General features: G+C 70.4%; 14 protein-coding genes and 1 riboswitch. Of the genes, 3 read left to right on the forward strand and 11 right to left on the reverse strand.

What is annotated here, in order from left to right; translation table 11 throughout:
- Nucleotides 1-35 precede the first annotated feature (35 nt).
- The 5 genes from ACFCV8_RS02995 to ACFCV8_RS03015 are packed head-to-tail and all read right to left on the reverse strand — an operon-like array spanning nt 36 to nt 14,870.
- Nucleotides 36-1,091: an MDR family NADP-dependent oxidoreductase gene (locus tag ACFCV8_RS02995; RefSeq protein ID WP_376683481.1), complete on the reverse strand. Its 1,056-nt coding sequence runs from the start codon at nt 1,089-1,091 to the stop codon at nt 36-38.
- Nucleotides 1,088-2,836 carry a phytoene desaturase family protein gene (locus ACFCV8_RS03000; RefSeq protein ID WP_376683482.1) on the reverse strand — a complete coding sequence of 583 codons (1,749 nt, stop codon included), beginning with the start codon at nt 2,834-2,836 and terminating at the stop codon, nt 1,088-1,090. Before ACFCV8_RS03000 ends, ACFCV8_RS02995 begins: the two co-directional genes overlap by 4 nt.
- A complete protein-coding gene (locus ACFCV8_RS03005; RefSeq protein WP_376683483.1) occupies nt 2,833-4,515 on the reverse strand; it encodes a phytoene desaturase family protein in 1,683 nt (560 codons plus the stop codon). Before ACFCV8_RS03005 ends, ACFCV8_RS03000 begins: the two co-directional genes overlap by 4 nt.
- A complete protein-coding gene (locus ACFCV8_RS03010) occupies nt 4,505-13,918 on the reverse strand; it encodes an amino acid adenylation domain-containing protein (RefSeq protein WP_376683484.1) in 9,414 nt (3,137 codons plus the stop codon). Before ACFCV8_RS03010 ends, ACFCV8_RS03005 begins: the two co-directional genes overlap by 11 nt.
- 49 nt (nt 13,919-13,967) lie before the next feature.
- Nucleotides 13,968-14,870 (reverse strand): sterol desaturase family protein, encoded by a 903-nt coding sequence (locus ACFCV8_RS03015; RefSeq protein ID WP_376683513.1) that lies wholly within the window; start codon nt 14,868-14,870, stop codon nt 13,968-13,970.
- Nucleotides 14,871-15,818: 948 nt separating this feature from the next.
- On the opposite strand from ACFCV8_RS03015, the gene ACFCV8_RS03020 reads away from it, so the two are divergent.
- The gene (locus ACFCV8_RS03020; protein ID WP_376683485.1) at nt 15,819-16,409 is read left to right on the forward strand and encodes a lytic polysaccharide monooxygenase; all 591 of its coding nucleotides are present in this window, start codon (nt 15,819-15,821) and stop codon (nt 16,407-16,409) included.
- A gap of 93 nt (nt 16,410-16,502) precedes the next feature.
- Here ACFCV8_RS03020 and ACFCV8_RS03025 read toward each other — a convergent pair whose 3' ends face one another.
- The 3 genes from ACFCV8_RS03025 to ACFCV8_RS03035 form a co-directional block, all read right to left on the reverse strand.
- Complete coding sequence (locus tag ACFCV8_RS03025; protein ID WP_376683486.1) at nt 16,503-17,387, reverse strand: DMT family transporter; 885 nt, start codon at nt 17,385-17,387, stop codon at nt 16,503-16,505.
- Nucleotides 17,388-17,581: 194 nt separating this feature from the next.
- Complete coding sequence (locus ACFCV8_RS03030) at nt 17,582-18,634, reverse strand: NAD(+)/NADH kinase (RefSeq protein WP_376683487.1); 1,053 nt, start codon at nt 18,632-18,634, stop codon at nt 17,582-17,584.
- Between the two features lie 179 nt (nt 18,635-18,813).
- Nucleotides 18,814-20,211, reverse strand: coding sequence for an APC family permease (locus ACFCV8_RS03035; protein WP_376683488.1), 1,398 nt, complete (start codon nt 20,209-20,211; stop codon nt 18,814-18,816).
- Nucleotides 20,212-20,536: 325 nt separating this feature from the next.
- Here ACFCV8_RS03035 and ACFCV8_RS03040 point away from each other — a divergent pair, with 325 nt between their 5' ends.
- Nucleotides 20,537-20,857: a hypothetical protein gene (locus tag ACFCV8_RS03040; RefSeq protein ID WP_376683489.1), complete on the forward strand. Its 321-nt coding sequence runs from the start codon at nt 20,537-20,539 to the stop codon at nt 20,855-20,857.
- 6 nt (nt 20,858-20,863) lie between these two features.
- On the opposite strand, the gene ACFCV8_RS03045 is transcribed toward ACFCV8_RS03040, so the two are convergent.
- The gene (locus tag ACFCV8_RS03045) at nt 20,864-21,358 is read right to left on the reverse strand and encodes a transglycosylase SLT domain-containing protein (RefSeq protein ID WP_376683490.1); all 495 of its coding nucleotides are present in this window, start codon (nt 21,356-21,358) and stop codon (nt 20,864-20,866) included.
- A 3-nt stretch (nt 21,359-21,361) separates the two neighbouring features.
- Nucleotides 21,362-21,549: riboswitch (cyclic di-AMP (ydaO/yuaA leader) on the reverse strand.
- Between the two features lie 547 nt (nt 21,550-22,096).
- Between ACFCV8_RS03045 and ACFCV8_RS03050 the strand changes: the two genes are divergently transcribed.
- Entirely contained in the window at nt 22,097-23,779 is a 1,683-nt protein-coding gene (locus ACFCV8_RS03050; RefSeq protein WP_376683491.1) for an ABC-F family ATP-binding cassette domain-containing protein, read from the forward strand.
- On the opposite strand, the gene ACFCV8_RS03055 is transcribed toward ACFCV8_RS03050, so the two are convergent.
- Nucleotides 23,763-24,428 (reverse strand): DUF305 domain-containing protein, encoded by a 666-nt coding sequence (locus ACFCV8_RS03055; protein ID WP_376683492.1) that lies wholly within the window; start codon nt 24,426-24,428, stop codon nt 23,763-23,765. The two genes, ACFCV8_RS03050 and ACFCV8_RS03055, sit on opposite strands and share 17 nt — an antisense overlap.
- A gap of 101 nt (nt 24,429-24,529) precedes the next feature.
- Nucleotides 24,530-24,946, reverse strand: a complete 417-nt coding sequence (locus ACFCV8_RS03060; RefSeq protein WP_376683493.1) for a hypothetical protein — start codon at nt 24,944-24,946, stop codon at nt 24,530-24,532.
- Between the last annotated feature and the right edge of the window lie 177 nt (nt 24,947-25,123).

Consider the following 25,123-nt stretch of genomic DNA (forward strand, 5'->3'; position numbering starts at 1 on the left):
GTTGGCACGTCGGGCGCGACGGCGCCGAAGCGGGCTCAGAGCTCGACCAGGACCTTGCCCCGGCCGCCCCCCGTGCCCTGGTAGAGGCTCCGGTAGGCCTCCGGGATGTTGTCGAAGCCCTGATGAATGGTGTGCCGGCAGCGCACCTCTCCTCGCCTGATCAGGCCACCGAGCTCCTCGTGGAGCGCGTGCCAGTTCTCCTCGGTGAACCATTCCAGCGAGAAGATCCCCCGGACGTGGGCGCGCGGGAACATGATGTACGGCAGGAGGCGGGGTCCGGTGGCCTCGCGGCCCACCTGGGTGGCCCACTGCCAGCACACGGCGACCTGGCTGTCCACGTTGAGCATGGAGAACACCGCATCGGTGACGGTGCCGCCCAGGTTGTCGAAGTACTTGTCGACGCCGTCCGGGGCGGCCCACTGCAAGGCGTCCCGGACGGCATCGGGGTTGTCGCCGTGCCGGTAGAGGACGACCGCGTCGAATCCCAGCTCGTCGAGGTAGTCCGCCTTCTCCGTCGACGAGGTCGTGCCGACCACCCGGGCGCCCGCGCGCTTGGCCAGCTGGCCCACGAGCGAGCCGACCGAGCCGGAGGCGCCGCTGATCACGAGGGTGTCCCCCGGGCGGACCGACATGAACTTGGTCAGGGTGCCCCAGGCGGTCATGCCCGGGCCGCCCATGGCGCCGAGCGCGGTCGGCAGCGGCAGCAGGTCGTCGTACCAGCCCGGGTCCAGGCGACGGAAGGCCGGGAAGACCATCGGGAACGTCCCGGTCTGCCAGGGGGTGGCCGCCCCGTTGCTGACGAGGTGGGTGCGCCAGCCGCCGAATCCCTGGACCAGGTCCCCGGGCCGATGGGGCGCCTCCGGGCCCGCATCCAGCACTTCCATGATCGAGTCGGCCCCCATGTGCGCGCCCAGCGGGGTGTCCAGGGCGATGCCCTGGAGGTAGGGGTCCACCGATACGTAGCGGGTCCGCAGGAGCATCTCGTCGGGTGCCAGTGCGGTGTCCAGCTCCTCCTCGACCTGTCCGTAGATCCTGCCGACGTCGGGTACGCCCTCCACGTGCTCGCGGACCACCCATTTCCTGGCCTTCATCCCGTTCCCCTTCGCTCGACGAGGGCCGGCCGGCCCTCCGTGACGGGCCGTGACACCGGCCGGGGTCCCACCTCGATGACGCGGTGGGTCGGCGGCGGGCCGCTGTCGTCGACGGACGCCGTGAAGGCGCGGCCGTCGTCGCGGCAGACGAACTGCATGACATGGCGGCCGGCCGCCGCCGCGCGGATCAGCCCGCCGGTGGTCGCCCAGACGCCGGACTGGTAGAAATTGCGCAGTCCTGGCAGGCCCGGGCCGTGCTTCTTGATGAGTGTCTCCAGGGTTTCCCCGCTCTCCACGAAGGGCTGCCAGCCGAGCACCGTGCCGTCGTAGTTGCCGGTGTAGCGGACCTGGGTGAGGGGACTGGACACGTCCCGTACGGCAATCGCGTCCGAGATCCCCGGGTGCTGTCGCTCCAGGAAGGCCACGAGCGTCTCGCGGGCCCGGCGTTTGGCCGCGTAGTAGCCCTTGCCGTGGCGTACCGGAAGGGTGTGCAGCTCCTGGCCGCCCCGTTTACGGGTCACCTGCTCGGGGCCTTCGTCCAGGGCGCGCCAGGGGGCGATGTCGCAGAAGTACGTGACGTAGGCGACGCTCGTCCCGGCCGGGGAGAGCTCGGGGTAGTGCCGGTTACGGAACTGGACGTTGATACTGGGGTGCCGGATGCCGGTGAGCTGTGCCGCCTCCTTCTCGTCGAGCAGATAGGTGGTGCAGGGATCTGCGTCGGGGAACTCCCGGCGCAGGCCGAGGAAGAGCGTGACGTAGCCGGGGAAGACCATGCCGGGCTGCTCGATGGTGTGGGTGTAGAGGCGCTGGTAGTCCTCGTTGAGGTAGCGGCCCTTCAGCAGATCCATCATCGTGGTGCGTCCGTCGCAGGCCGAGACGATGATGTCGGCCCGCAGTTCGCGTCCGTCGCTGAGCCGCACCCCGACCGCACGGTCGTCCTCGACCAGCACCTCCTCGACCTTGGCGTTGTACGTCACCTCGCCGCCGAGCCGCCGGTAGCGCCGCTCGATCGACTCGGCCAGCCCCAGCGATCCCCCTTCGGGAACGCCCGCCGAGAGATTGGCGTGCGAGGCGAGCTGGAAGTGGAACGGCAGGACGGGGAAGGCCGGATGCTTCTCGTACAGGATGAAGTTGAACGCCTCGCGCAACAGGGGGTCCTTGAACCGCGCCGAGTAGTCGGTCATCAGGACGCTGATGGATTTGCGCACGACGTTGAAGTACGGGATGAAGGAGGCCAGCATGCGCCAGCGCTCCATCGTCGGCATCAGGCCGACCGGCCTGAGGAACGGATAGACGGCGAGGCAGCGCCGGAAGGCGCGCAGCTGCTTGCAGAAGTTCTTGATCAGAGGCGCGTCGGCGGGTGAGAGCTCGGTGAGGTGGGCCTGGAGCCGGTCCGGGTCGGAGTAGAAGTACACCGCCCGGCCGCACGTGCCGCGTACGACGTTGAACACGTCGAAGTGCCGGATCTCCTTGCCCTGGAGCGCGCCGAGCTCCAGCCAGATCTGGTGCATCTCGTTACCGGGGCCGCTGCCCAGCAGCCAGCTGACACAGGGGTCCAGCCGGAAGTCACCGCGGTCCCAGGCCGTGCAGCAGCCGCCGGGCAGCTCGTGCATCTCCAGGACATGGGTCCGGTAGCCGTTCATCCGGGCGTAGCAGCCGGTGGAAAGACCGCCCAGCCCAGCGCCGATGATGATCATCGACTGTCGTTCGGAACGCGGCACGATCCTGTTCTCCTCGGTCTTCATGTCCGGGTGTCACCACGCATGGACCATTTGTCGAGCTGGGGCAGTCGGCCCAGCTTTCCGGGGTGCCAGGGCTCGGTGCCCCCGCTCTCGGATGCGGTGAACCCGACTCCCAGTTCGTCGCAGAGGTACTGGACGACGAAGCGTCCGGTGGAAGCGGCGCGGATCAGTCCGCCCATGCCGACCCACTGCCCGGCCATCGAGAATCCGCTCAGGCCGGGCAGGCGCATGCGGTCCTTGCCGACCAGCTTGGCCGAGATGTCGTCGGCCTCGGAGAACGCCTTCCAGGCCAGGATGGATCCGTCGTGGTTGCCGGTGTAGCGGCGGGTCGTGGCCGGCGAGGCGACGTCGACCAACTCGATGCGCCCGCCCATTCCCGGCATCGTGCGCTCCAGGAACTCCTCGACGAACCGCGCCACCTGCTGCTTCTTCGCGCGGTACGCCTTGCGGTCCGCGGCCCGCAGCGCCTTCCAGTACGCGAAGTCGCTGAAGTAGGTGCAGTGGATCACCGACTTTCCGGGCGGGGCGAAGCCGTCGGAGTAGTCGGAGCGCAGCTGGACGACGACGCTGTTCTGCAGGGCGCCGGGCAGTCGCTCGGCGTCCTCGGGGCGGAGCAGGTAGGTGGTGCTGTGGGCCCGGTCGCCGTCCAGCTCGCCCTTGACGCCGACGAAGGCGGAGACCACCGCGGGGAACAGCGTTCCCGGGCGGTCCAGCAGTTCGTCGTAGAGCTTGTCGATCCGGGGGCCGGTGAACCGGCCCTCCAGCAGCCCGTGGATCGTGGTGTGGCCGTCGCAGGCGGAGACGATGTGGTCGGCGTAGTAGCGCTGTCCGCTGCGCAGCTCGATCCCGATGGCCCGGCCGTCCTCGACGAGGATGCGCTCGGCACGGGCCCGGTAGCCGATCTGTCCGCCGAGCGAGGTGTACCGCTCCTCGATGGACCGGGCGAGGCCCAGTGAACCTCCTTGCGGGAAACCGGCGTTCTGGTGGTGGGCACCCGCCATGTTGAACAGGTACGGCAGGAGCGGGAAGCCTTCCGGGTCCTGGAAGAAGATGTTGCGGAACGCCCGGCGCAGCAGTGGGTCCTGGAACCGGTCGGCGAAGGTGTGCATCGGTGTCGCCGCCGTGCGCCAGAACAGCCGGAACGCGGGCAGGACGGTGCGCAGCATCGCCGCCCGCTCCCGTACGGTGCGCAGCGCGGGGGCGGTGAGGAAGGGGTACAGCTCGATGCGGGTGAACCGGCGCAGGTCCCGGCAGAAGGTACGGATCAGCCGGGCGTCGGCGGGTGAGAGGTCCAGCAGGTGGCGCTCCAGCCGGTCCGGGTCGTTGTAGAACGTCACGGAGCGGCCGGTCTCGTCGACGACCCGGTTGAACATCTCGAAGTTGGTGATCGTCTTGCCGTCGAGCGCCCCCAGCTCGCGCCACACCTGATTGGCTTCGTTACCCTCGGCCGTGCCGATCAGCCACTCGATGCAGTAGTCGAAGATGTAGCCCTCTCGCGACCAGGCGGTGCAGCAGCCGCCGGGCAGTACGTGCTTCTCGAAGATGCGGGAGTTCATCCCGTTCATCTGCGCGTAGCACCCGGTGGACATGCCCGCGACGCCCGCGCCGATCACGATGACCCGGGGCCTTCCGTCCGCCGCCCGGTCCCGGGTGCTCCACTCGTCCTCCGCCTCAGCGGGCATCGGGGCCGCCCTCCCGCAGGATGTCGCGCACCAGCTCGGCGTTGCGGGCCACGTGCTTGGGGTCGAGCATGTCGGCGTGGACGCCTGAGCCGCGCAGCACGGCCGTTGCCGTGGTGGAGCTGCCGTGCCAGGTGCCGCTCGCGTCCGCGGCGTAGAGTGCCGTCTTCTCCTGGTCCGTGATCACGCTGACTGTCGCGGACACCGTTCCCAGGTTCGGGGTACGCCCGCAGAAGGCCAGGTATTCAGCTGCTTGGTCCATGGTCTCGCGGGCCACCGCGTCCGATCCGGTGTGCTTGCGCAGGTGCTCGGTGAGTTCCGCCTCGAAGAACTCGATGTGCTCTGGTCCGGGTACGTACGCTTCGACGATGCGGTGCGAGTCCAGCACGACCACATGGGCGACCTCGCGTCCTCTGTCTTCGAGCTCCTTGGCCACCTCGAACGCGAGGTTGCCGCCGAGGGAGTAGCCGAGGAGGTGGCAGCGTCCCCGCGGCTGGTCGGCCTCGACCAGGTCCGCGTAGCGGGCGACCTTGTCCGCTCCGGGGACGTAGTTGAACGCGATCAGCCGGTGTTCCGGCATTCTGACGGAGAACTCCCGGTAGACGAGCCCGTGGCCACCGGCCGGCGGGAAGCAGAACACGGTCCGCTCCTGGTCGGTGTTGAAGCCGAGATAGGGCAGGTCGTCGAAGACCGAGCCGGTGGCAAGGCGTTCCAGTGACGCGGCCATCCCGTGCAGGGTGGTCACCCGGTAGAGCAGGCTGACGGGGATGCCGACGCCGTACTCCTTGCGCAGCCGGTGGATCAGCTCGATGAGCTTGATGGAGCTGCCGCCGACCTCGAAGAACTCGTGGGTGAGGCCGACCTGTTCCAGTCCGAGCAGTTCCTTCCAGTGCCGGGCCATGCTCACCTCGAAGGGTGTGCGGGGCTTTTCCTCGGGCTCGTCCTCCAGGTCGAACCGGGGCATGGGCAGAGCGGCCGGGTCGACCTTTCCGTTGGCGGTCAGCGGCAGCTGCGACACGATGACGAAGTGCGCCGGAACCATGTAGCCCGGGAGCTGGTCCGCGAGGTGCCGCCGCAGCGCGCGCCGGTCCGGGGTCGCCCCGTCGACCGGGACGCAGTAGGCGCAGAGCACGTCGTCCCCCCGGGCGTCGGGGCGTACGGTGACGACCGCGCGGGCCAGTTCGGGGCGTTGCGCGAGGTGTGCCTCGATCTCGCCGAGTTCGATGCGGTGCCCCCGGAGCTTGATCTGGCCGTCGGCCCGGCCGAGCAGGTGGATCCGGCCGTCCGCGTCCCAGCGCGCCGCGTCACCGCTGCGGTAGAGGCGCACGGGGCCCGCCCCAGGCTCCCGGCTCAGGGTCCGGGTGACGAAGCGGCTGTCGGTCAGCCCGGGGTCGCCCGCGTAGCCGAGGGCCACCCCCTCGCCGCCGATCCACAGCTCGCCGGGGACGCCGGGTGGCACCGGCTCGCCGTGCCGGTCGAGCACATGGAGCGTGCTGTTGCTCAGCGGGCGCCCGATCGGCACCATCCGCCCGGGCTCCAGGTCGTCGACCGGCCCCTCGAAGCAGGCGCTGTCGATGGTCGCCTCGGTGACACCGTAGGAGTTGATCAGGCGGGTGCCCGGACCGCACAGTTCCTGGAGCCTGCGGTACTCCCCCACCTTCCACACGTCGGAGCCGACGACCAGCAGGCGCATGAAGTCCAGGCGCAGCGAGCGGCGTTCGCAGTGCTCCATGAGGCCGCGTACGACGGCGGGCACGAACTCCGCGCAGTCGACGCGCTCCTCGCGCATCGTGGCGTACAGGCGCTCGGTGTCGAAGAGCAGGTCGCGGTCGACGAGCACCAGGTTGCCGCCGGAGCACAGTGCGCGCACCACGTCACCGGTGAAGACGTCGAACGACGGGGCGGCCATCTGGAGGTGGACACGGACGTCACGGTCCAGCCGGTACTCCTGGAGCCAGGCCCCGTACGCCGAGGCGAGGTTGCGGTGGCTGACCCGCACGGCCTTGGGGAGGCCGGTCGAGCCTGAGGTGTGGATGACGTACGCGGGTGATTCCGGGTCCACCGCGGCGTCGGGGCCGAGCGGCTCACCGACCGGGGCGCTCTCGTGCAGCTCCCGCAGGGTCAGTGTCCGGGCCGCCGGCTGCGCCAGGCGGTCGCGGCCCGCGTCGTCCGCGGTGAGCACCAGGGCCGCGTCCGCGGTCCGCACCGCATGGGCGACCCGGTCGGCCGGGTGGTCCGCCGGGACCGGGAGATAGGCACCGCCGGCCTTGAGGACGGCGAGGATCGCCACCAGGAGCTCGGGCGACTTGTCCAGGCAGAGCGCCACGACCGATCCCGCACCGACTCCGAGCCCGCGCAGCCGCCGGGCGGACTCCTCGGACCTGCGGTCCAGCTCCGCGTACGTCACCCGGTGGGCCGCCCCACGGGGTGCCGGGACCGTGATCGCCACGGCGTCGGGGCAGCGGGCGGCGGTCTCGCCGATCAGCTGGTGCACGGGGCGGAAGCTGTCCGTCTCCTCCGCCGCGGGCAGGGCGAGGTGCGCGGCGCCGCTCCACTCGCCGATCAGCCGTTCGCGCTCATCGGCGCCCAGCATCTCCAGCCGGGAGGTCGGCCGGTCCGCCGGAGACGCGGTCATGCTGCTGACCAGCGCGGTGTAGTGCCGCGCCATCCGCCGCATGGTCTCGGGTACGAAGAGGTCGGTGTTGTACTTCAGGACGCAGTGGAAGCGGTGGTCCGCCTCGTCCTCGTACACGGACAGGGTCACATCGAACTGGCCCTCTTCTTCGGGGAGTTCGATGTACTCGAGCCGGTAACCGTACTTCTCGGTGGCGACCTTGTGGGTGAGCAGGATGAACATGGCCTGGAACACCGCGGAGCGGCTGGGGTCGTGCTGGAGCCCCAGCTTGTCGACCAGCAGGACGAACGGGTACTCCTGGTTGTCCAGGCCGCCGAGCACGGTCGTCCTGGCCTGCTGCAGCAGCCGGCCGACGGAGGGGTCCCCGGACAGGTCGGCGTGGAGCGGCAGCGGGTTGACGAAGTAGCCGTAGACGGAGGCGAACTCCTGCTCGGTACGGCCCGTCACCGGGCTTCCGACGATCACCTGATCCTGGCCCGAGTAGCGCTGGAGCAGCACGTAATAGGCGCTGAGCAGCACCATGAAGGGGGTCACGTCGTGCTCACGGGCCAGGGTGTGCACCCGGGCGGTGAGCTCTGCGTCCAGGACGAAGAACTCCGAGGCGCCGTTGTGTGTCTGCACGGCGGGACGGGGCTTGTCGACGGGGAGTTCCAGGGTGGGGACTTCGGCCGGCAGATGCGTGCGCCAGTAGTCGAACATGCGCGGTGCGGCGGGTCCTGCCAGGAAGCGGTTCTGCGCGTTGAGGAAGTCCAGGTAGCGGGCGGTGACCGGGGGAAGCGAAGGTGCCTGGCCCTGGCGCAGCCCTTCGTACACCGCGAGGAGTTCCTCGATGAAGGTGAAGGTGGAGATCGCGTCGGAGACGATGTGGTGCACCGCCTTCATGATCACCCAGCGGTCATCGCCACGCTTGAAGAGCCGGAAGCGGAAGAGCGGGTCGTGTTCCAGGTCGTACGGTTTGCGGTACTCGGCGACGATGACGCGGTGGATGTCCTCCCATTCCTGGCCCTGCACGTCGAAGAGGGCGACGTCGGCGTTCGCCTCCCGCGAGACCTGCTGGAGCGGGACGCCGTCGACCGTGAGGAAGTTGGTCCGCAGCGCGGGGTGCCTGGCCACCATGCAGCGCACGGCTTCGAACATGAGATCGGGTTCGAGGGCGACCCGGACCTCGACGGCACCGCCGATGTTGTAGGCGTAGCCCTCGGGGTTGAGCTGCCTGAGGAACCACAGGGCCTTCTGGTTCTGCGTCAGCGGGTGACGGAACTCGTCCTCGAACACCTCGACGGCGTCCTGGTCGGTTCCCCCGGCCTGATGGGCGACCAGCTCGGCCAGCGCGTCGTGGAGCTGGGTGATCAGCTCGGCGACCGGCGTGCCGCTCAGCAGGGCCACCACGGGCGGTGCGACACCGAGCTCGGAGCTGAGCCGGGCGCGCAGTTCCATCGCCAGGAGCGAGTCCAGTCCCAGTGCGTTGAGTCCGGCCAGCGGATCGATCCGTTCGGGCCCGGTCCGCAGCACGGACGCGGTCAGCTCGATGAACCGTCCGGTCACCAGGGTCACGCGCCCGGCCGGGTCGGCGTGGCGGAAGGCGTCGAGGATGCCCTCGCCGGGCCCGCCGGGCGACCCTGCGGGGGCCGCGGCGGCAAGCTCGGAGACCAGCGCGGGCGGTGTCGCGTACCAGGCGAGGAAGACCGGCCAGTCGACGACGGTGGCCACCAGCAGCTGGGCGCGGTCCTGGCCGATGACGCGTTCCAGTACGGCCATGCCGACGTCCGGCGCCAGGGAGCTCATCCCGCGGTTGTGGAGGTAGTGGTCGACGAGCCCCAGCTCCTCGATCATGCCGGTGGCCCAGGGGCCCCAGTCCACGCTCAGCCCCGGCAGTCCGAGAGTGCGCCGGTGCTCGGCCAGCGCGTCCAGGAACGCGTTGCCCGCGGCGTAGTTGGTCTGGCCGGCCGTGGTGAGCAGTGAGGCGATGGAGGCGAACAGGACGAAGTGGTCCAGGGGTTCGTCCCGCAGATGGCGGTGGAGCAGGTACGCACCGACTGCCTTGGGGTCGTGGGCCGAGGCGAACGTCCGGCGGTCCATGTCCTCGACAAGGGTGTCGCGGACCTGTCCGGCGAGGTGGAACACCCCGCGCACGGGGAGCGGGTCGGTGCGGCGGTGGGCGGTGAGCCAGGTGGTGAACGAGGTCTCGTCGGTGATGTCGAGCGGGGCCAGGACGACCCGGGCCCCGAGTGCCTCCAGCTCCTTGACGAAGGCGGTGGCGCGGCCCGCGGCGCTTTCCGGGTCCAGGCCCCGCCAGGCGGAGCGCTCGGGCAGTACGGTCCGCCCGATCAGGATCAGGCTGCGGGCCCCGCGCCGTACCAGCGTGCGGCAGAGCAGCCGGCCGAGGGCGCCGAAGGCGCCGGTTACCAGGTAGTTCCCATCGGTGCGCAGGCTCAGGGGCAGGGGGTGGGTGAGCTGCTCCGCCTGCCGGATGCGGCTGGTGAGACGTGTCTCGCCACGCAGGGCGATTTCTTCCTCGTCGGCGGTGAGGAATTCCCGGAGCAGCGCATCGGCCTCGGCCCGACGGCCCGCTTCGCTCCGCGGGGCGGATCCCAGGTCGATCAGCTTGCCGGGGTGGGAGAGCAGTTCCTGGTGCCGGAGCACCCGGCCCACGCCCCAGGCGGGTGCTCCCAGCGGCTCGACGGTGTCGCCGGGGCCGGTGTGCTGCGTGCCACGGGTCACGATGTGCAGTCGGCCGGTCGCTTCGCGGCGCAGCAGGGTGCGGGCGAGGGCGATCAGCGAGTAGGCCCCGTTGTCGTCGTGGCGTACGAGGTCCTGCGGGGTGGCCTCGGCGAACCGCGGCAGGTCGAGGCTCCACAGGTGCACGAGGGTGCCGACGGGCCCGTTCGCACGGCCCGTGCCGTCCGTACCGTCACCGGCTCCGTCGAGTTCGGCGAAGAGCCGTTCCAGGTCCGCTTCGGCCCCGGGGTCGATGGTGAACTCCGTACCGTCGTCGCTTCTTCTGTAGGTGTCTCCCGGGCGCACCAGGTGGCACCGCTCGCCACGGGCGGTGAGCAGGTCCTTCAGAGCGTCCGCGACGCCCTGGCGGTCGGCGAACAGCAGCCAGGGGCCGCCGGTCGGCAGAGTGTCGGCTTCCCCGGCGGAGGGGCTGTCGGTCCATACGGTCTCGGCCAGCCAGGCGTCGATCGTGCCGAGACCGACCGTCGTGGACGCCTTCTCCACGTCGGCTGCCCGGAAGCCGTGGATGCCGCCGAGGGGCTCGCCGTCGTCGGCGTAGAGCTCCATGTCGCCGACCAGCTCGTCCCCGCTGTCGCGGGTCACCTGTGCGTGCACCCAGATCGGCCGGTCCCCGACCGGGGCGAGGCGCAGTTCTTCGATGGACAGGGGGAGACGGATGCCGGTGCTCTCCCGCTCCGGTCCGGTCGCGCTCTGCGTTTCGGGGAGCTGGGTGGCCAGCAGGGACTGGAAGCAGGCGTCGAGGAGTACCGGGTGGATGTGGTGTCCGGCCGCGTCGTCGCCGATCGCGGCGGGCGGCCGGAGCCGGGCGAGGACCTCCCCGTTCCCGATCCACACTTCTTCGATGGCCCGGAACGCCGGACCGTAGTGGTAGCCCAGCTCGGCGAGGGCCGCGTAGCAGTCCGCACCGTCGAGCCGTCGCCGGGTGCCGGCCCGGAGCGCCGCGGTGTCGACGCGGGGTCCGGCCGGGCGCGGCTGGCCGGAGCGGACGACGCCGCGGGCGTGTACCGCGCGGCCGTTCTCGTCCTCTGCGGCGGACGCGATGGTGAAGGCCGCGTTCTGCGAGGAGAGGCTCAGTCGTACGTCCCGGTCCTCGCCCTCGGGGAGGAACAGCGCCTTGCGGAACTCGATGTCCGTCAGCACGGCGTGGGTGCCGCCGGTCAGGGAGCGGACCGCCTGTGTGGCCATCTCCAGATAGCCCGCCGCCGGGAAGACCACGGTGGACTGGATGCGGTGGTCGTCGAGGTACGGCAGCCGCTCCGTGTCCAGGGTGGCGTGCCAGGTCGGCTCGATGTCCGTGGTGCGACGGCCCAGCAGCGGGTGGTCGATGCGGCCGAGGCGGACCTGGGCGACGGATGCGGGCTCCGTCCAGTAGCGGTCGCGCCGCCAGGGGTAGCGGGGCAGGACGACGGGGCTGCCTGCGGGGTGCAGGGTGTGCCAGTCGATGGGGACGCCGAGGTTGTGGAGCTCCGCGAGCGAGGTGGCGAAGCGCTCGGCCTCGTCCTCCTGCCGGCGGATCGACGGGATGGTCCGTGCGGCGGTGGCCCGGTCCTCGAGGCATTCGCGGATGGAATGGCCGAGCACCGGGTGCGGGCCGATCTCCAGGAAGAGCCCGAATCCTTCGTCGGCGAGCCGGTCGACGGCCGAGCGGAAGCGGACGCGGTCACGCACGTTCTTCCACCAGTAGTGCCCGTCCAGCTCGGTGCCGCGTGCCGTTCCCTCCTGCCCGGTCAGGTACAGCGGGACCGTCGCCGGCCGGGGGTCGAGCCCCTCCAGCGAGGCCAGCAGCTCGTCCTTGATCGCCTCCATGCCGGCGCTGTGGTACGGAACCTGCACCGTGAGGAACTTGGCGAAGACCTGCTCGGCCTGCAGCTGGTCCGCCAGTTCCGCGAGCGCGTCCCGGTCCCCGGCCAGGGTGACCGCCGAAGGGCTGTTGACGGCGGCCACCGACACCCGGTCCCCGAAGGGGGCGACCCGGGCCTGGGCCTCCTCCTCGGGCAGGCTCACGGCGAGCATGGTTCCGGTGCCGGTCAGTTTCTGCTGGAGCCGGCTGCGGTGGATCACCACCTTCACCGCGTCCTCCAGGGTGTACACGCCCGCTTCGTAGAAGGCGGCGACCTCCCCGGTGCTGTGGCCGACGACGGCGTCGGGACGCACCCCGTAGTGGCGCCACATCGCCGCGAGGCCGACCTGCACGGCGAAGTTGGCGGTCTGTGCGAGCCAGGTCTCGGCCATCCGCGATTGCGCTTCGCCGGCCCGCATCTCCTCGATCAGGGACCAGCCCGCGATCGCCCTGATGGCCCGGTCGCAACGGGTGATGGCCTCCCGGAAGACGGGGTCACCGTCGAGCAGTTGGCGGCCCATTCCCCACCACTGCGGTCCCATCCCGGTGAAGACCCAGACCAGGCCGCGCTGTTCGGTCTCCAGCTGCTTGCCCAGGACGGTTCCGGGGTGCGGTTCGCCCTGGATGTGGGCGGCGAGCGCCTCGTCGAGTCCGGCTCGCGAGGAGTACACGACCGAGAGGCGTGACTCCAGGTGCTGGCGGCGGTGGGCCAGGGTGTGACCGAGGTCGGACAGCGCGACCGCGGGGCCGTCGGTGCCCGCCAGCTCACGGCGGATCCCGGCCGCCAGCTCGGGCAGCGCCTCAGGTGCACGGGCCGTCAACGGCAGGATGTTCCAGGAGCGTTCGTCGGCAGCGGGCTGTGTCACGGCCCGTTCGGGTGCCTGCTCCAGTACGACATGGGCGTTGGTTCCGCCGAAGCCGAACGAGTTCACACCGGCCCGTGCCGGTCCTTCGTGCGCGGGCCAGGCAGTCGGCTCGGTGGGGATCCGGAACGGGGAGGAGGCCTGGTCGATGGCGGTGTTGAGCTGTTCCAGGTTGATGTGCGGCGGGATCATGCGGTGCTCGAGGCAGAGCACGGTCTTGATCAGTCCGGCGATGCCCGCCGCCGATTCGGTGTGCCCGATGTTCGTCTTCACCGAGCCCACGTAGCAGGGCGCGTCGGGACGGCGGCCGACGGACAGGGCCCGGCTCAGCGCGTTCGCCTCGATCGGGTCGCCGACGGGGGTGGAGGTGCCGTGCGCCTCGACGTACTGGAGGTCGCCGGGGGTGATCCCGGCCTCGCCGCAGACGCGTCGGATGAGGGAGACCTGGGCGTCGGCGTTGGGCACCGTGATGCCGTTGGTCCGGCCGTCCTGGTTGACGCCCGCTCCGAGGATCACTGCGTGGATCGGATCGCCGTCGCGCAGGGCGTCGTCGAGCCGCTTGAGCGCGACCAGGCCGACGCCCTCTGCCCGGACGTAGCCGTTGGCCTCGGCGTCGAAGGCGCGCGACCGCCCGTCGGGCGAGAGGAATCCGCCCTTCGTCTCGGCGATGGTGTACTGCGGGGCCATGTGGAGCAGGACGCCACCGGCCAGCGCGAGGTCGGTCTCGCGGTTGTTGAGGCTCTGGCAGGCAAGATGCACCGCCACCAGCGAGGAACTGCACGCGGTGTCGATCGACAGGCTCGGGCCGCGGAAGTCGAAGCAGTACGAGAGACGGTTCGAGACCATCGTCATCATCGTGCCGGTGGCGGTGTGCGCGGCCAGCGACGAGAAGCCCAGGTCGGAGAATTGGAGGATCTTGTAGTCCAGCGTGAACGCCCCGACGAAGACAGCGGTGTTGCTGCCGGCGAGCTCCGCGGGCCGCTGTCCGCCGTCCTCCAGCGCCTCCCAGGCCACTTCGAGCAGCTTCCGCTGCTGAGGGTCCATGTGGTCGGCCTCGCGGGGGCTGATCCCGAAGAACGCCGGATCGAACTCGTCGAAGCCGTCGATGTATCCGCCGCGGCCACCGATCAGGCGTCCGGGTTTGTCCTTGTGTCTGCTGCCGAGGCTGCCGACGTCGTAGCGGTCGGCAGGCGTCGGTGTGATGCAGTCCTTGCCCTCCATGAGGTTCTGCCAGTAAGAGCGATGGTCCGACGCACCGCCGGGCAGTCGGCACCCAATGCCGATGATCGCTACCTTGTCGCTCACAGAGGCGCTGTTCATGTCGGGCAAGGTCGTACTCCTAGGTCGTGGCGCCGCGGCACGGCGTGGAAATGCAAGTTCAGGTGGGACCGGTTCCGGGCGCCTTCGCACGGCGCAAGGGGTGGAGAAGGCTGGAAACGATCTCCCCGGTGGGCGGGAACGACGCGGGGTCACCGAGGCCGACCGCGACCGGTTCGCGGCCGGGCCGCCAGGTGTAACTGCCGAAGAGGTGGTCCCAGATCGACAGGTCCGAGCCGTAGTGGCCGGCCTCGGACAGGTCGGTGCTGTGGTGCAGTCGGTGCTGCTCCGGACTGGCGAGCAGATGGTTGAACGGGCCGATGCGCACCTCGATGTTGGCGTGCACGAAATAGCCCTGTGCGGCCACGAAGAGGCCTACGACCAACACGGATCGACTGGAGAACCCGACCAGCGAGAGCGCCAGCTGGACGGTCCCCTGCGCGAAGACGATGTCGAGGACGTGATTGACGCCGTTGTTCGCTACGTTGACCTTTTCCGGCACGTGATGCACGCCGTGCAGCCGCCAGAGCACGGCATTGGTGTGTCCCAGCCGGTGCACCACGTAGCTCGCCAGCGAACCGGTCAGCAGCGCCGCCGGAATTTCCGCCCAGAGGTTGAGCGCGGGCTCCTGCGGCGAGAGTCTCACGACCATCGCGGTGACGAGATACTGGGCGACCGCGCTGGCCGCCATCGTCAGCAGGAAGTAGACACCGTACCAACGCCATTCACGGGCGTCCGGATGCCAGGACCGCTCGTGCGGAATCAGCCGTTCGAGTGCAGTGAGATAGACGATGACGCCGATGAGGAAGAGCGGGCTCACCCGGCCGGGGTCCCAGTCGAGCTGCAGCGCCACGGCGCCCACGGCGACCGTACTCACCAGGAGCAGCGGGTACGCCGACGCGCGCAGGACAGCGCGCGCGAAGAATACCGGAGTATCTTGGCCTCGGGCCCGACCGGAACTCACCTCCGGGCCACCGCCGGGCAGCGGTTCGCAACTTTCCACTCTCAGCACCTTTTCGGAAGGATCCAGCACGGGACAGTGCGCATCAGGGCACACGGTCCGCGAATGAAAATCTGAATTGATTACCTGCGAACGCACGCGACCGGACGAATGTTCGTCGACTGTCACGCGCGGAGAATGGGGACTGAAGTGTGGGAGGAGCCTCTTCATGGGCTCCGCGGGCCTGGGTGTTGCCACCGGGGTCCGCCCTAGTAATTTTTCCCTGATGAGCTGACTCAACCGTCGAATTCAAGCCGCGTGACGGCAGATTGCGGCAGCCGCGACAAAATCAAGAGCGCCCCACAAGCCATCCCAAAATGCCACGCATATTAATTACTTTTCATATCGGCGAATCCATTCGGCGGCACACCGAATGCGACCCGCATCCGGAGATGCGCCCAACTGCGCACCACTCGGGACTCCTTGATATGGCGCCGCAACCACACGGCCCGTTCCGACACGCCCTCGCCCCGACGACCACCGCCCGCCCACGGCCGGCGTTGATCACGGATGTCCGGTAGTCGCCCCCGGCGATCCGATTAAGCGGGGTCGAATAGTCCATTGCCTGGCGAATTCCCCGGAGTTGTCGTCCGCATACGGGCAACTCCCCTTACCTGTAAGCCCGGTGACGCCGGCACTCACGAGGACTCCCCTTCGAGCCACCCGATCCGACGCGATGCCGCAACCGGCATGTCCGGATCCGATGGGCGCCGGCCCGTTCGATGCCCTCGCCCCTCACCCGATCGGCGGTTGCGGCTCGCGCACGACCCCCTGCGCATGGCGACGCGCCAATGGTATGGACATGACGAATTGCCCTGACTAGTCTCGGAGTTGGTCTAGACCTAGTGAAGGCGGGGCGCCCCTTCCTTCACTCGTCTCGCAGCGCCCCCACACCTCCCTCAGGAGCGAAGCATGCGCAGAAGGATCACCTCGTTCGTCCTGGGACTCGGAATGGCCGGAGCCTCTCTGCTCGCCACCACCGGCAGCGCCCAGGCCCATGGCTACACCGACGCCCCCATCAGCCGTCAGCAGCTCTGCGGCATCGGCACCGTGCGCAACTGCGGCCAGATCCAGTGGGAACCGCCGAGCGTCGAGGGCCCGAAGGGCTTCCCCGCCCGTGGTCCGGTCGACGGCACCATCTGCGCCGGCGGCATAGGCCGGTTCTCCGAGCTCGACGACCCGCGCGGCGGTGCCTGGCCCGCGACGCAGGTCACCGCCGGACAGAGCTACACCTTCCGCTGGCAGATCGAGGCCCGGCACGCCACGACCGACTTCCGCTACTACATCACCAAGGACGGATACGACCCCACCAAGCCGCTGACCAGGGCCGATCTGGAGCCTCAGCCGTTCCTGACCGTGCCCTTCGGCGGCCGTCTGCCGGGGTCCACCGTGACCCACTCCGGGGTGCTGCCGCAGAAGTCGGGCAAGCACCTCATCCTCGGCGTCTGGACGATCGCCGACACCGGCAACGCGTTCTACGCCTGCTCGGACGTCACCTTCTGAGTCCGGCCCGCACCAGGTCCCGTTGCCCGGGGCGGGCCCCGCCCCGGGCAGCGGACCATCGGGGAACCGTGCCCCGGCACCCCCGGCCCGCGCTCATTGCGCCGTCTCCGTACCGGTGAGCCGTTGCGGAGACGGCTGTACGGTGACGAGCGCGATGCCGCCGCAGCACACCGCGAGCAGCAGCAGCTCCGCGGCGGACGGCGCGGGCGCGGAGCCCAGTGCCCAGTCACCGAGCCGCACCGTGAAAGGCACGGCCAGTTGCACGGCCGCCGTGAAGACCGGCCCACGCATCAGGATGAGCCGGTGCTGCACGAGATAGGCGGGCGCGTACACGGCCCCGCCCAGCAGCGCGATGCCGCCGATCGCGGCAGGCGTCGGCGGGCGCGAGACCAGCGCGGGCAGCGCCATCGGCAGCAGCAGACAGGTGGCGGCCGCGAGCAGGACGGGCAGCACGGTGAGCGGTGGCAGCCCCGACATCCGCTCCCGGTACAGGAATCCGTAGACCGCGAAGGCCACGGTCGCCCCCGCGACCAGCAGCAGCCCCGTCCCGTCCGCGTTCCCCGCCCCGGCGCCGAGCGCCGCGTAGCCCGCGGCCGCCACGCAGGCGAGCACCGCGCCGAGTGCCTTGCGGAACCCGGAGCGCTCACCGAAGAACAGCGCGCCGACCGCCACCGTGGCGCACGGCAGCAGCGCGACGACGATGTTGGCCAGCGAGGTCCCGATCCGGGATACGGCCAGGAGCGTGCCCGCCGCGTATCCGGCGAATCCCAGCAGGCCCAACAGCCATACGGTGCCCGGCCGGGCGGCGACCCGGCGCAGTTCGGCCCGGCCGTCCGCGCGGGCGGCCGCGACGGCGGTGAGCACCGCGCAGCAGACCGCGGTGCGGCCCACGGCGACGATCAACGGGTCGGTCCCGGTGACCAGGGCGCCGGACAGCAGCCAGGTGCCGGAGAGCAGCAGGACGAGGACGGCCGGCATCGCGTGGCCCCTTCCGTGGACGGCACGGGCGGCGAGAGCGTTCCGGGGCGTCGTCGACGGCTCGGAAGCGGGTGGGGAAGCAGGGCAGCCGGTACGTGGCACCACCCCCGGCCGCTCCCCCGTGGCCGCTGTCCCGCAGCGGCCGACTATAGCGGCGCCGCCGGGCGCTCCGGCCGGGGACCGCCGAAGACCGGCTAAGGGGCGAGGTGGAGGTGGGTGAGGTCGTGCGGGACCGGCCCGTCGTGGCGGAAGAGCGGAGCGCTCTCGCCGTCGGCCGCTGTGGCGGGGGCGTCGGTGAGTCGCAGGCGGGTGCGCAGCCGGCCGTAGAAGTCGTGCGGGCCGAGCCGGACGATCCGCAGGCGGCGCGGTGCCGCGTACGCCCCGAGCCAGTCCCCGGCGTCCAGCACGCCGCGCAGCTGGCCGTCGATGGTGACCGCGGCCTGGCCTGAGTGCGGCAGGACCCGTACGGCGATCGGTTCGTCGGCCGCGGCGACCACGGTGCGGCCGAAGGTCATGTGCGCCGCGACGGGGGTGAAGAGGACCGCGTCCATGCGCGGTGAGACCACCGGCCCCCCGGCGGCGAAGCTGTACGCGGTCGAGCCGGTGGGCGTGGCCATGATGACGGCGTCGGCGGAGTACGAGGCGAGGAGCCTGCCGCCGATGTAGACGCCGAGGCTCACCTGCCGGTCGCGGGCGAGCTTCTCCACCACGATGTCGTTGAGGGCGGTGACGTCCAGGGCCACGCCCCAGCCCTCCGCCGCGGCCTCCGCGTCCGGGGCGACCTGGGGCGGCGGCAGCATCGGGCGGCGGCCGTAGCCCATCAGGGCGTCGATGTCCGGGGGTACTTCGAGCACCCGGGAGGCCCGCATGGTCAGGGTCATGCGCTCCTCGAACTCCGCCCGGCCCCGGCGGACGGCGTCGAGCGCCCGGACCACGTCGGCGGACGGGACCTCGGTCAGGAAGCCGACGCGCCCCAGGTCGATCCCGAGCACGGCGCCGTCGTTCTTCGCGGCGATCCTGGCGCCGCGCAGGAACGTACCGTCGCCGCCGAGCGTCACGATCAGATCGGGGTTCCCGGCGACGTCGGCCTCCTCGCGTCCGCCGCGCCTGTGTCCGTCGTCCCGCCACACGTCGATGTCGGTGCAGGGGATCGCCTCCCGGGCGCACCAGTCGCGTACGACGCCGGCCGCGACGACGGCCTCGGGGCGGCCCTGGTGCACGACGACTCCGACCCGTTCGACACCCATCCCGCCCACTGCTCCCCGTGTTCCGACGACGCTCCTCGTCCCACTGTGGGCAATGCGGGGCGGGTCCGCCCGTCGCCGGGGCGGCGCTGCGTCCGGTCGGGCGACGGGCGCGAACGGGCGCGGCCCGCCGGTGGAGGATCTCCGCCGACGGGCCGCGCACCGCACGGAAGGTGCCCCGGTCAGGACTGGACGTCCTCCGGAATGCTGACCAGCCAGCGGGTCTCGCGGCGGGGCCGCAGATAGAGCGCCCAGTAGAGCGTGGCGACCGCGGTGATGCCGCCGGTCCACAGCAGGTACTCGGCCTCCTGCTGGGTCAGGATGTACGCCAGCACGGCGATCAGCAGCACGGGGACCGCGGGCCACAGCGGCATGCGCCAGGCCGGAGCCTCGCGGTGCGTGCCGCGGCGGCAGAGCAGGGCCGCGACGGCGACCAGCAGGTACATGGCGGTGACGGAGACGCCGGTGACGCCGTACAGGGTGTCGAGGTTGACGAAGCAGAGTGCCGCGCCGGGTACGCCGACGACCAGGGTCGCGACCCACGGCGAGCCGAACCGGCCGAGCCGGGCCAGGGCGTTGTTGACCGGTGCGGGCCATGCCTTGTCGCGGGCCGAGGCGAAGAGCACCCGGGAGTTCTGGATGACCATGACGATGCCCGCGTTGATGATCGCGAGGGCGACGCAGAGGCTGACGAAGGTGCCGACCGCCGAGTTGGACCAGGCGGTGACCATGGTGCTGAGGTCGCCGGAGGTCAGGGCCTCCAGGTCCGGGGCGCCCATGGTGATGGCGATGACCGGGATCAGGATGACGGCGGTGGAGATGGCGAGGGTGGCGAGCACGGTGCGGGCCACGTTGCGCCGCGGGTTCTCCAGTTCCTCGGAGAGGTAGACGGCGGTGGAGAAGCCCTGGGTGATGAAGAGCGCGATGGCCAGTCCGGAGACCACCATCATCGCGGTGACGGTGGAGTGGGAGCCGCCCTCGGAGGCGACCGTGCCGTGCACCAGAGCCGATCCGCCGCGCTCGGTGTGGGCGAAGCCCAGTACGGCGACGACGCCCGCCGCGATCACTTCGAGGACCAGGAAGATTCCGGTGATCCACGCGTTGGCGCGCAGGTCCAGCAGACCGGCGAGGGTGGCGAGCAGCATGACCCCGGCGCCCGCGACGGGGGCCGGTATGTGCACGATGGGCGCCAGGTAGTCCGCCGTCCCCATGGAGATCACCGGGGGCACGATCATCACGACCAGCAGCGACAGCACGAAGACGAGCCATCCGGCGAGCCGTCCCGCCATGGTCGACACCATGGCGTACTCGCCGCCGGCGCTGGGGATGAGGGTGCCCAGTTCCGAGTAGCAGAAGGCGACCGCGATGCAGAGCAGCGAGCCGATGGCGATGGTCAGGGCCGTGTACGTGCCGAGGCTGGAGAAGAGGTCCGGCACGACCACGAAGAGGGTCGAGGCGGGCGTCACACAGGACAGCGTGAGCAGCGTGCCGCCCACGACGCCGATGGAGCGCTTGAGCTTCTGGGGGGTGGGGCCGGTCGCCGGGGCGAGCGCCTGTGGTGCGCTGAGCGTGTCGGTCATCGTGCGGTTCCGATCAAAAGGTGCGGTGTTTGAGCACGGGAGCGGTATCGCCTCCAGACGAGGACGTGGTGAGTGGTTTCGTCGCTCCCAGCGCGCCATGCAATCCTGACGTGATCCGCAGGTCAAGAGGTGTTCACCTTCGGAATTCGTTGTTCCAGTGATCCATTTCGACGATTTGACGCTAACTGTGTAGGGAACATCGGGGGATCGGCAGGTGCGGGAACCGAAGGCCGGACCGAGGGAAATTTTCCCCCTCGTCCGGCATCCGGCGAATGCGTGCGACCCATGGGTCGCGCATTCGCCGCGCCGGTGCCAGCCTGGATGCATGGCTTGGGCGTCATGGACGACTTGTGGTGTGTTCTCCGGGCACGGCGGCGTGCTCACGGAGGAGGTCGGTGTCCTGTCCGGGGACCTGACCGTGCACACGACCTGGGCCGAGGACACGGCCCAGATCACGGTGCAGTACTCGGGGGCGATCGACTGGTTCACGATGGCGGGCAGCCCCGTGGCGTGCTGTTCGGAGGAGGACAGCCGCCGCCTGCACGACGCCGCGGTGCAGGCGGTACGCAACGGGGCGGCGGCCACCGTGCCCCTCCCGCCCCGCGCCGGACAGCCGGAGCGGGCGGCGGAGTCCGCCCCGGAGTGACGGAGGTCAGTAGGCCCCGTCGACGTTGTCGATGGAACCGTAGCGGTCGGCGGCGTAGTTGCACGCCGCGGTGATGTTGGCGACGGGGTCGAAGCTGTCCGTTGACGTGCCGGGCACGTGGTAGGCGAGGAAGGTCGGATCGATGATCTGGAGGAGCCCCTTGGAGGGGGTTCCGGCGGCGGCGTTCGAGTCCCAGCCGTTGACGGCGAGCGGGTTGCCCGAGGACTCGCGCATGATGTTGCGGTGGATGCCCTCGTAGCTGCCGGGGATGCTGTGCTCGGCCATGACCGCGAGGGACTGCTTGATCCAGCCGTCCAGATCGTTCGTGTACGCCGAGGGCTGCCCGGCGGACGCGGTGGCGGTCGGCGGAGCCGGTGTCGCCGAGGCCGCCCGAGCGCCGAACAGCGGCAGCAACAGAACGGCCGCCCCTGCGCCCACGGCTATGAAACCCCTGGTCAGCGAGGCGTAGGTGCGACGACGGCACGTAGCGGTGAAGCGCATGGTGGTTCCTCTCCGTCGCCTGCGAGGTGAGCTGTCGGGTTCGGGCTGGAGCTGCCCGGCCGCGCGGGAGCGCGACTTCACCCCGAGCCGTCCGGGTGTCCGGACCGGCGATGTGCCTGGGTTCCCCGCTCCTGCCGTGCACAAGTGGTCGGAATGCGCCGGACAGCGGCAGGATTCGGCGTTCCGTCCGGATTGACGGAGACCGTAAGCGAGAAGAACCGAAAGGGACAAGACCCTAATTTCCACTTGCAATTCACCAACAAGATCAAGTCGTTGGATTCCCGGTCACCCCACTCGCGTCGACCGGGCCCGAAGCCTTGCGGGCAAAGGGCTCCGAAGCGCGTGGCGCGACCCCCGCCGACAGGATGTGACTCGCGCCACGGAACAACGAAAGGCGCCTTTCGGATCCGTCCCGCGCGTCGCCCCGCGGACCGGCCGGCGTTGCCTTCCCCTCCACCCTGCGGTTATGGTTCCTATGTCCTGTTGTCTCCGATAGAGGTGGACGTTGCGCATCTGAGGTCCGCGAACACCGCGCGGTACGGCTCCCGGCCGTACGCCCGCCACGCTGTCGCAGTGCTTCCGCACTGCCCGTGGCATCCGCGTGGATGCGACCTCGGTGCATGGCCCGTCCATCGATCTCCAGGACCGCCGCACCCTTTCTCCGCTGCCCGGTCGCCGCGTGGTGCTCGCATACGAATCCCCGTTCATTGCGTATGCGACTCGACTGCGAGGAAAACCATGGCGACACCCACCGCGCCCAGCGCCTCCCTCACCTGCTCCGCCCTGACCTTCCGATGGCCGGACGGCACCACGGTCTTCGACGGGCTCTCGCTGAGCGTCGGCCGTGGCCGGATCGGACTCGTCGGCAACAACGGTGCGGGCAAGTCCACCCTGCTGCGGTTGCTCACCGGTCAACTGCGCCCGTCCGAGGGCTCGGTGACCATCGGCGGCAGCCTCGCCCATCTGCCGCAGAACATCACCCTCGACACCGCCCTGCGGGTGGACCGCGCGCTCGGCATCGCGGAGCGGCGCGAGGCACTGCGGGCCATCGAGTCCGGAGACGTCGACGAGAAGCACTTCGAGACGATCGGCGAGGACTGGGACGTCGAGGAGCGGGCCCTGGCGACCCTGGGCTCGCTCGGTCTCGACGGCGTCGGACTCGACCGTACCGTGGGCGAGTTGTCCGGCGGGGAGACCGTGCTGCTGCGCCTCGCGGCGCTGCTGCTGGAACGGCCCGACGTCCTGCTCCTGGACGAACCCACCAACAACCTGGACCTGTTCGCCCGCCAGAGGCTGTACGGGGCCGTCGACTCCTGGCACTCGGGCGTACTGATCGTGGTCAGCCACGACCGCGAACTGCTGGAGCGCGTGGACCGCATCGCCGAGCTGCGCGCCGGATCGGTGAACTGGTACGGCGGCGGCTGGTCCGCCTACCAGGAGGCCGTGGCCGCCGAACAGGAGGCCGCCGGACGGACGCTCCGTGCCGCCGAGGCGGACGTACGCCGCCAGAAACGCGAGCTGGAGGAGACTCGCACGAAACTGGCCAGGCGTCAGCGCGCCGGCAGGAAGGCCGAGGCGGAGGGCGGGCTGCCGAAGATCCTGGCAGGCCGCCGCAAGCGGTCCGCCCAGGAGTCGGCGGGCAAGCTCCGCGGCGTTCACGAGGAACGGCTCGGCGAGGCTCGCGAGCGACGGGAGGAGGCAGCGGACGCGATCCGCGACGATGCCGAGATCCGGGTGAGCCTGCCGCACACGGCGGTGCCCACCGGACGCACCGTGCTGTCCGTGAGCGAACTGCGCCCCCGGTTCGGCCGACTGCGCGAAGGGCGCCTCCAGGTGCAGGGGCCCGAACGGATCGCGCTCGTCGGCCGCAACGGCGCGGGGAAGACGACGCTGCTGCGTACGCTCACCGGCGAGCTGGCACCGTTGTCCGGCGAGGCCAGGACCTTCGTCCCGACGCGGTTCCTCCCCCAGCGGCTCGACGTGCTGGACCCGGAGCTGAGCGTCGCGGCGAACGCCGCCCGCATGGCCCCCGGGGTCACCGACAACCACATCCGCGCCCAGCTCGCACGCTTCCTGTTCCAGGGAAAACGCGCCGAGCAGCCGGCGGGCACCCTCTCGGGCGGCGAGCGGTTCCGTGCCGCGCTCGCCGCGACGATGCTCGCCGCACCGGCGCCGCAGCTGCTGATGATGGACGAGCCGACCAACAACCTCGACATCGCGAGCGTGCGGCAGCTGACCAGCGCGCTGGAGGCCTACGAAGGCGCACTGCTGATCGCCAGTCACGACCTGCCGTTCCTGGAAGCGGTCGGCACGACGCGGTGGCTGCTGGTCGAGGAGGGGCTGCGCGAGACATCCCCGCAGGAGGTGGCCGAACTGCTCTCCGCGCCCACGGCTCCTGTCGGGGTCAGAGCCGGTCGATGATCTTGTTCATCTGCTCGATCTCCGCGGTCTGGGCCGTGACGACGGCTTCGGCGAGCTTCTTCGCGTCGGCGTTCCTGCCCTGCTTCTGCTCGTCCTCGGCCATGGTGACCGCGCCCTCGTGGTGGCCGATCATGAGCTGGGCGAACTTCTTGTCGAAGTCCCTGCCCTTGGCGGCCTCGAGTTCGGCCATGTCCTTGTCGGACATCATTCCGGGCATGCCCGCGCCGTCCGTTCCATGGTCCATCCCGGGCATGTCACCCATCGAGGAGTCCGGCAGCGGCTTGCCCCAGGACGTGAGCCAGCCCTTCATCGTGTTGATCTCGGGGTCCTGTGCGCTCTCGATCGCGGTGGCCAGCTTCTTGATCTCGGCGTCGGCGGCCCGGCCGTCGGCAAGCTTCGCCATCTCGATGGCCTGCTGGTGGTGCGGGATCATCTGCTGCGCGAACTCCACGTCCGCGTCGTTGAACGTACCGGCGGCGGCCGGGGCGGACGCCTTGGCCGAGCCGTGGTCCATGCCCGGCCCGGCGGAGTCGTGCGAGGAGTCGTCGGAGGAACCGCAGGCCGTCAGGGCCAGGGCGAGTGCGGCGGTGGTGCCGACCGTCGCGAGCGTGCGACGGTGGCGGGCGGCGAAGGGCGGAAGAACAGACATCACGGTTCTCTTCTCAGGTGGATGCGCCACGTTCGTGACGCGCGGAAGGGCAGGGTGATCCGGCCGGTCGGGCCCGTGGGCCGTGGACCGGCGGATTCCTGTCACGTCCGCGCGACGCACACCTGGAGAAGCAGTTGCCGGCCGGCCCGCGGTGGTCCCCGCCGCGCCGGTCCGCGTACGGCGGCGCGGCGCCCGGTCAGCACCCCGGCGGTCAGCAGCACCAGGCCGAGTGCCATCAGCAGCGGCAGCACCCGGTCCCGGGACTGGGTGAACACGCAGGACTCGCCGCCCGCCACGGGCATCGCGGCGGCCACCCGATCGGCCCCGTCCTCCGCGGCCATGGCGGCATGGCCGCCGGGCTGCGCCGCACCCGGCGCGGCGGCGGCCATGGCCCGCGCGTCGTGACAGCCCTCCACGGCACTGGCGGGCGCTCCGTGCATGAGGAACAGACCGAACAGGACGGCGCACAGCACGAACAGCCGGGACGCTCCCGGTGCGCGTGTCCGTCCGCGATCCACGGCTGCCTCGAATCCTGGCTCGTACGAGTCCTGCGATACGCGCCCGACGATACCCCCACCGGGTTCCCTTCCCCTCGGCGCCCCCGCGCCGGGCGGGCCGCGAAACGCATGCGGAACCACAAACCTCCGATTACTCTCATATCCGGATCTATGGCACCGGCCTTCGCGGACCGACAG

The sequence above is a fragment of the Streptomyces sp. NPDC056347 genome (assembly GCF_042262625.1).
Classification (GTDB): domain Bacteria; phylum Actinomycetota; class Actinomycetes; order Streptomycetales; family Streptomycetaceae; genus Streptomyces.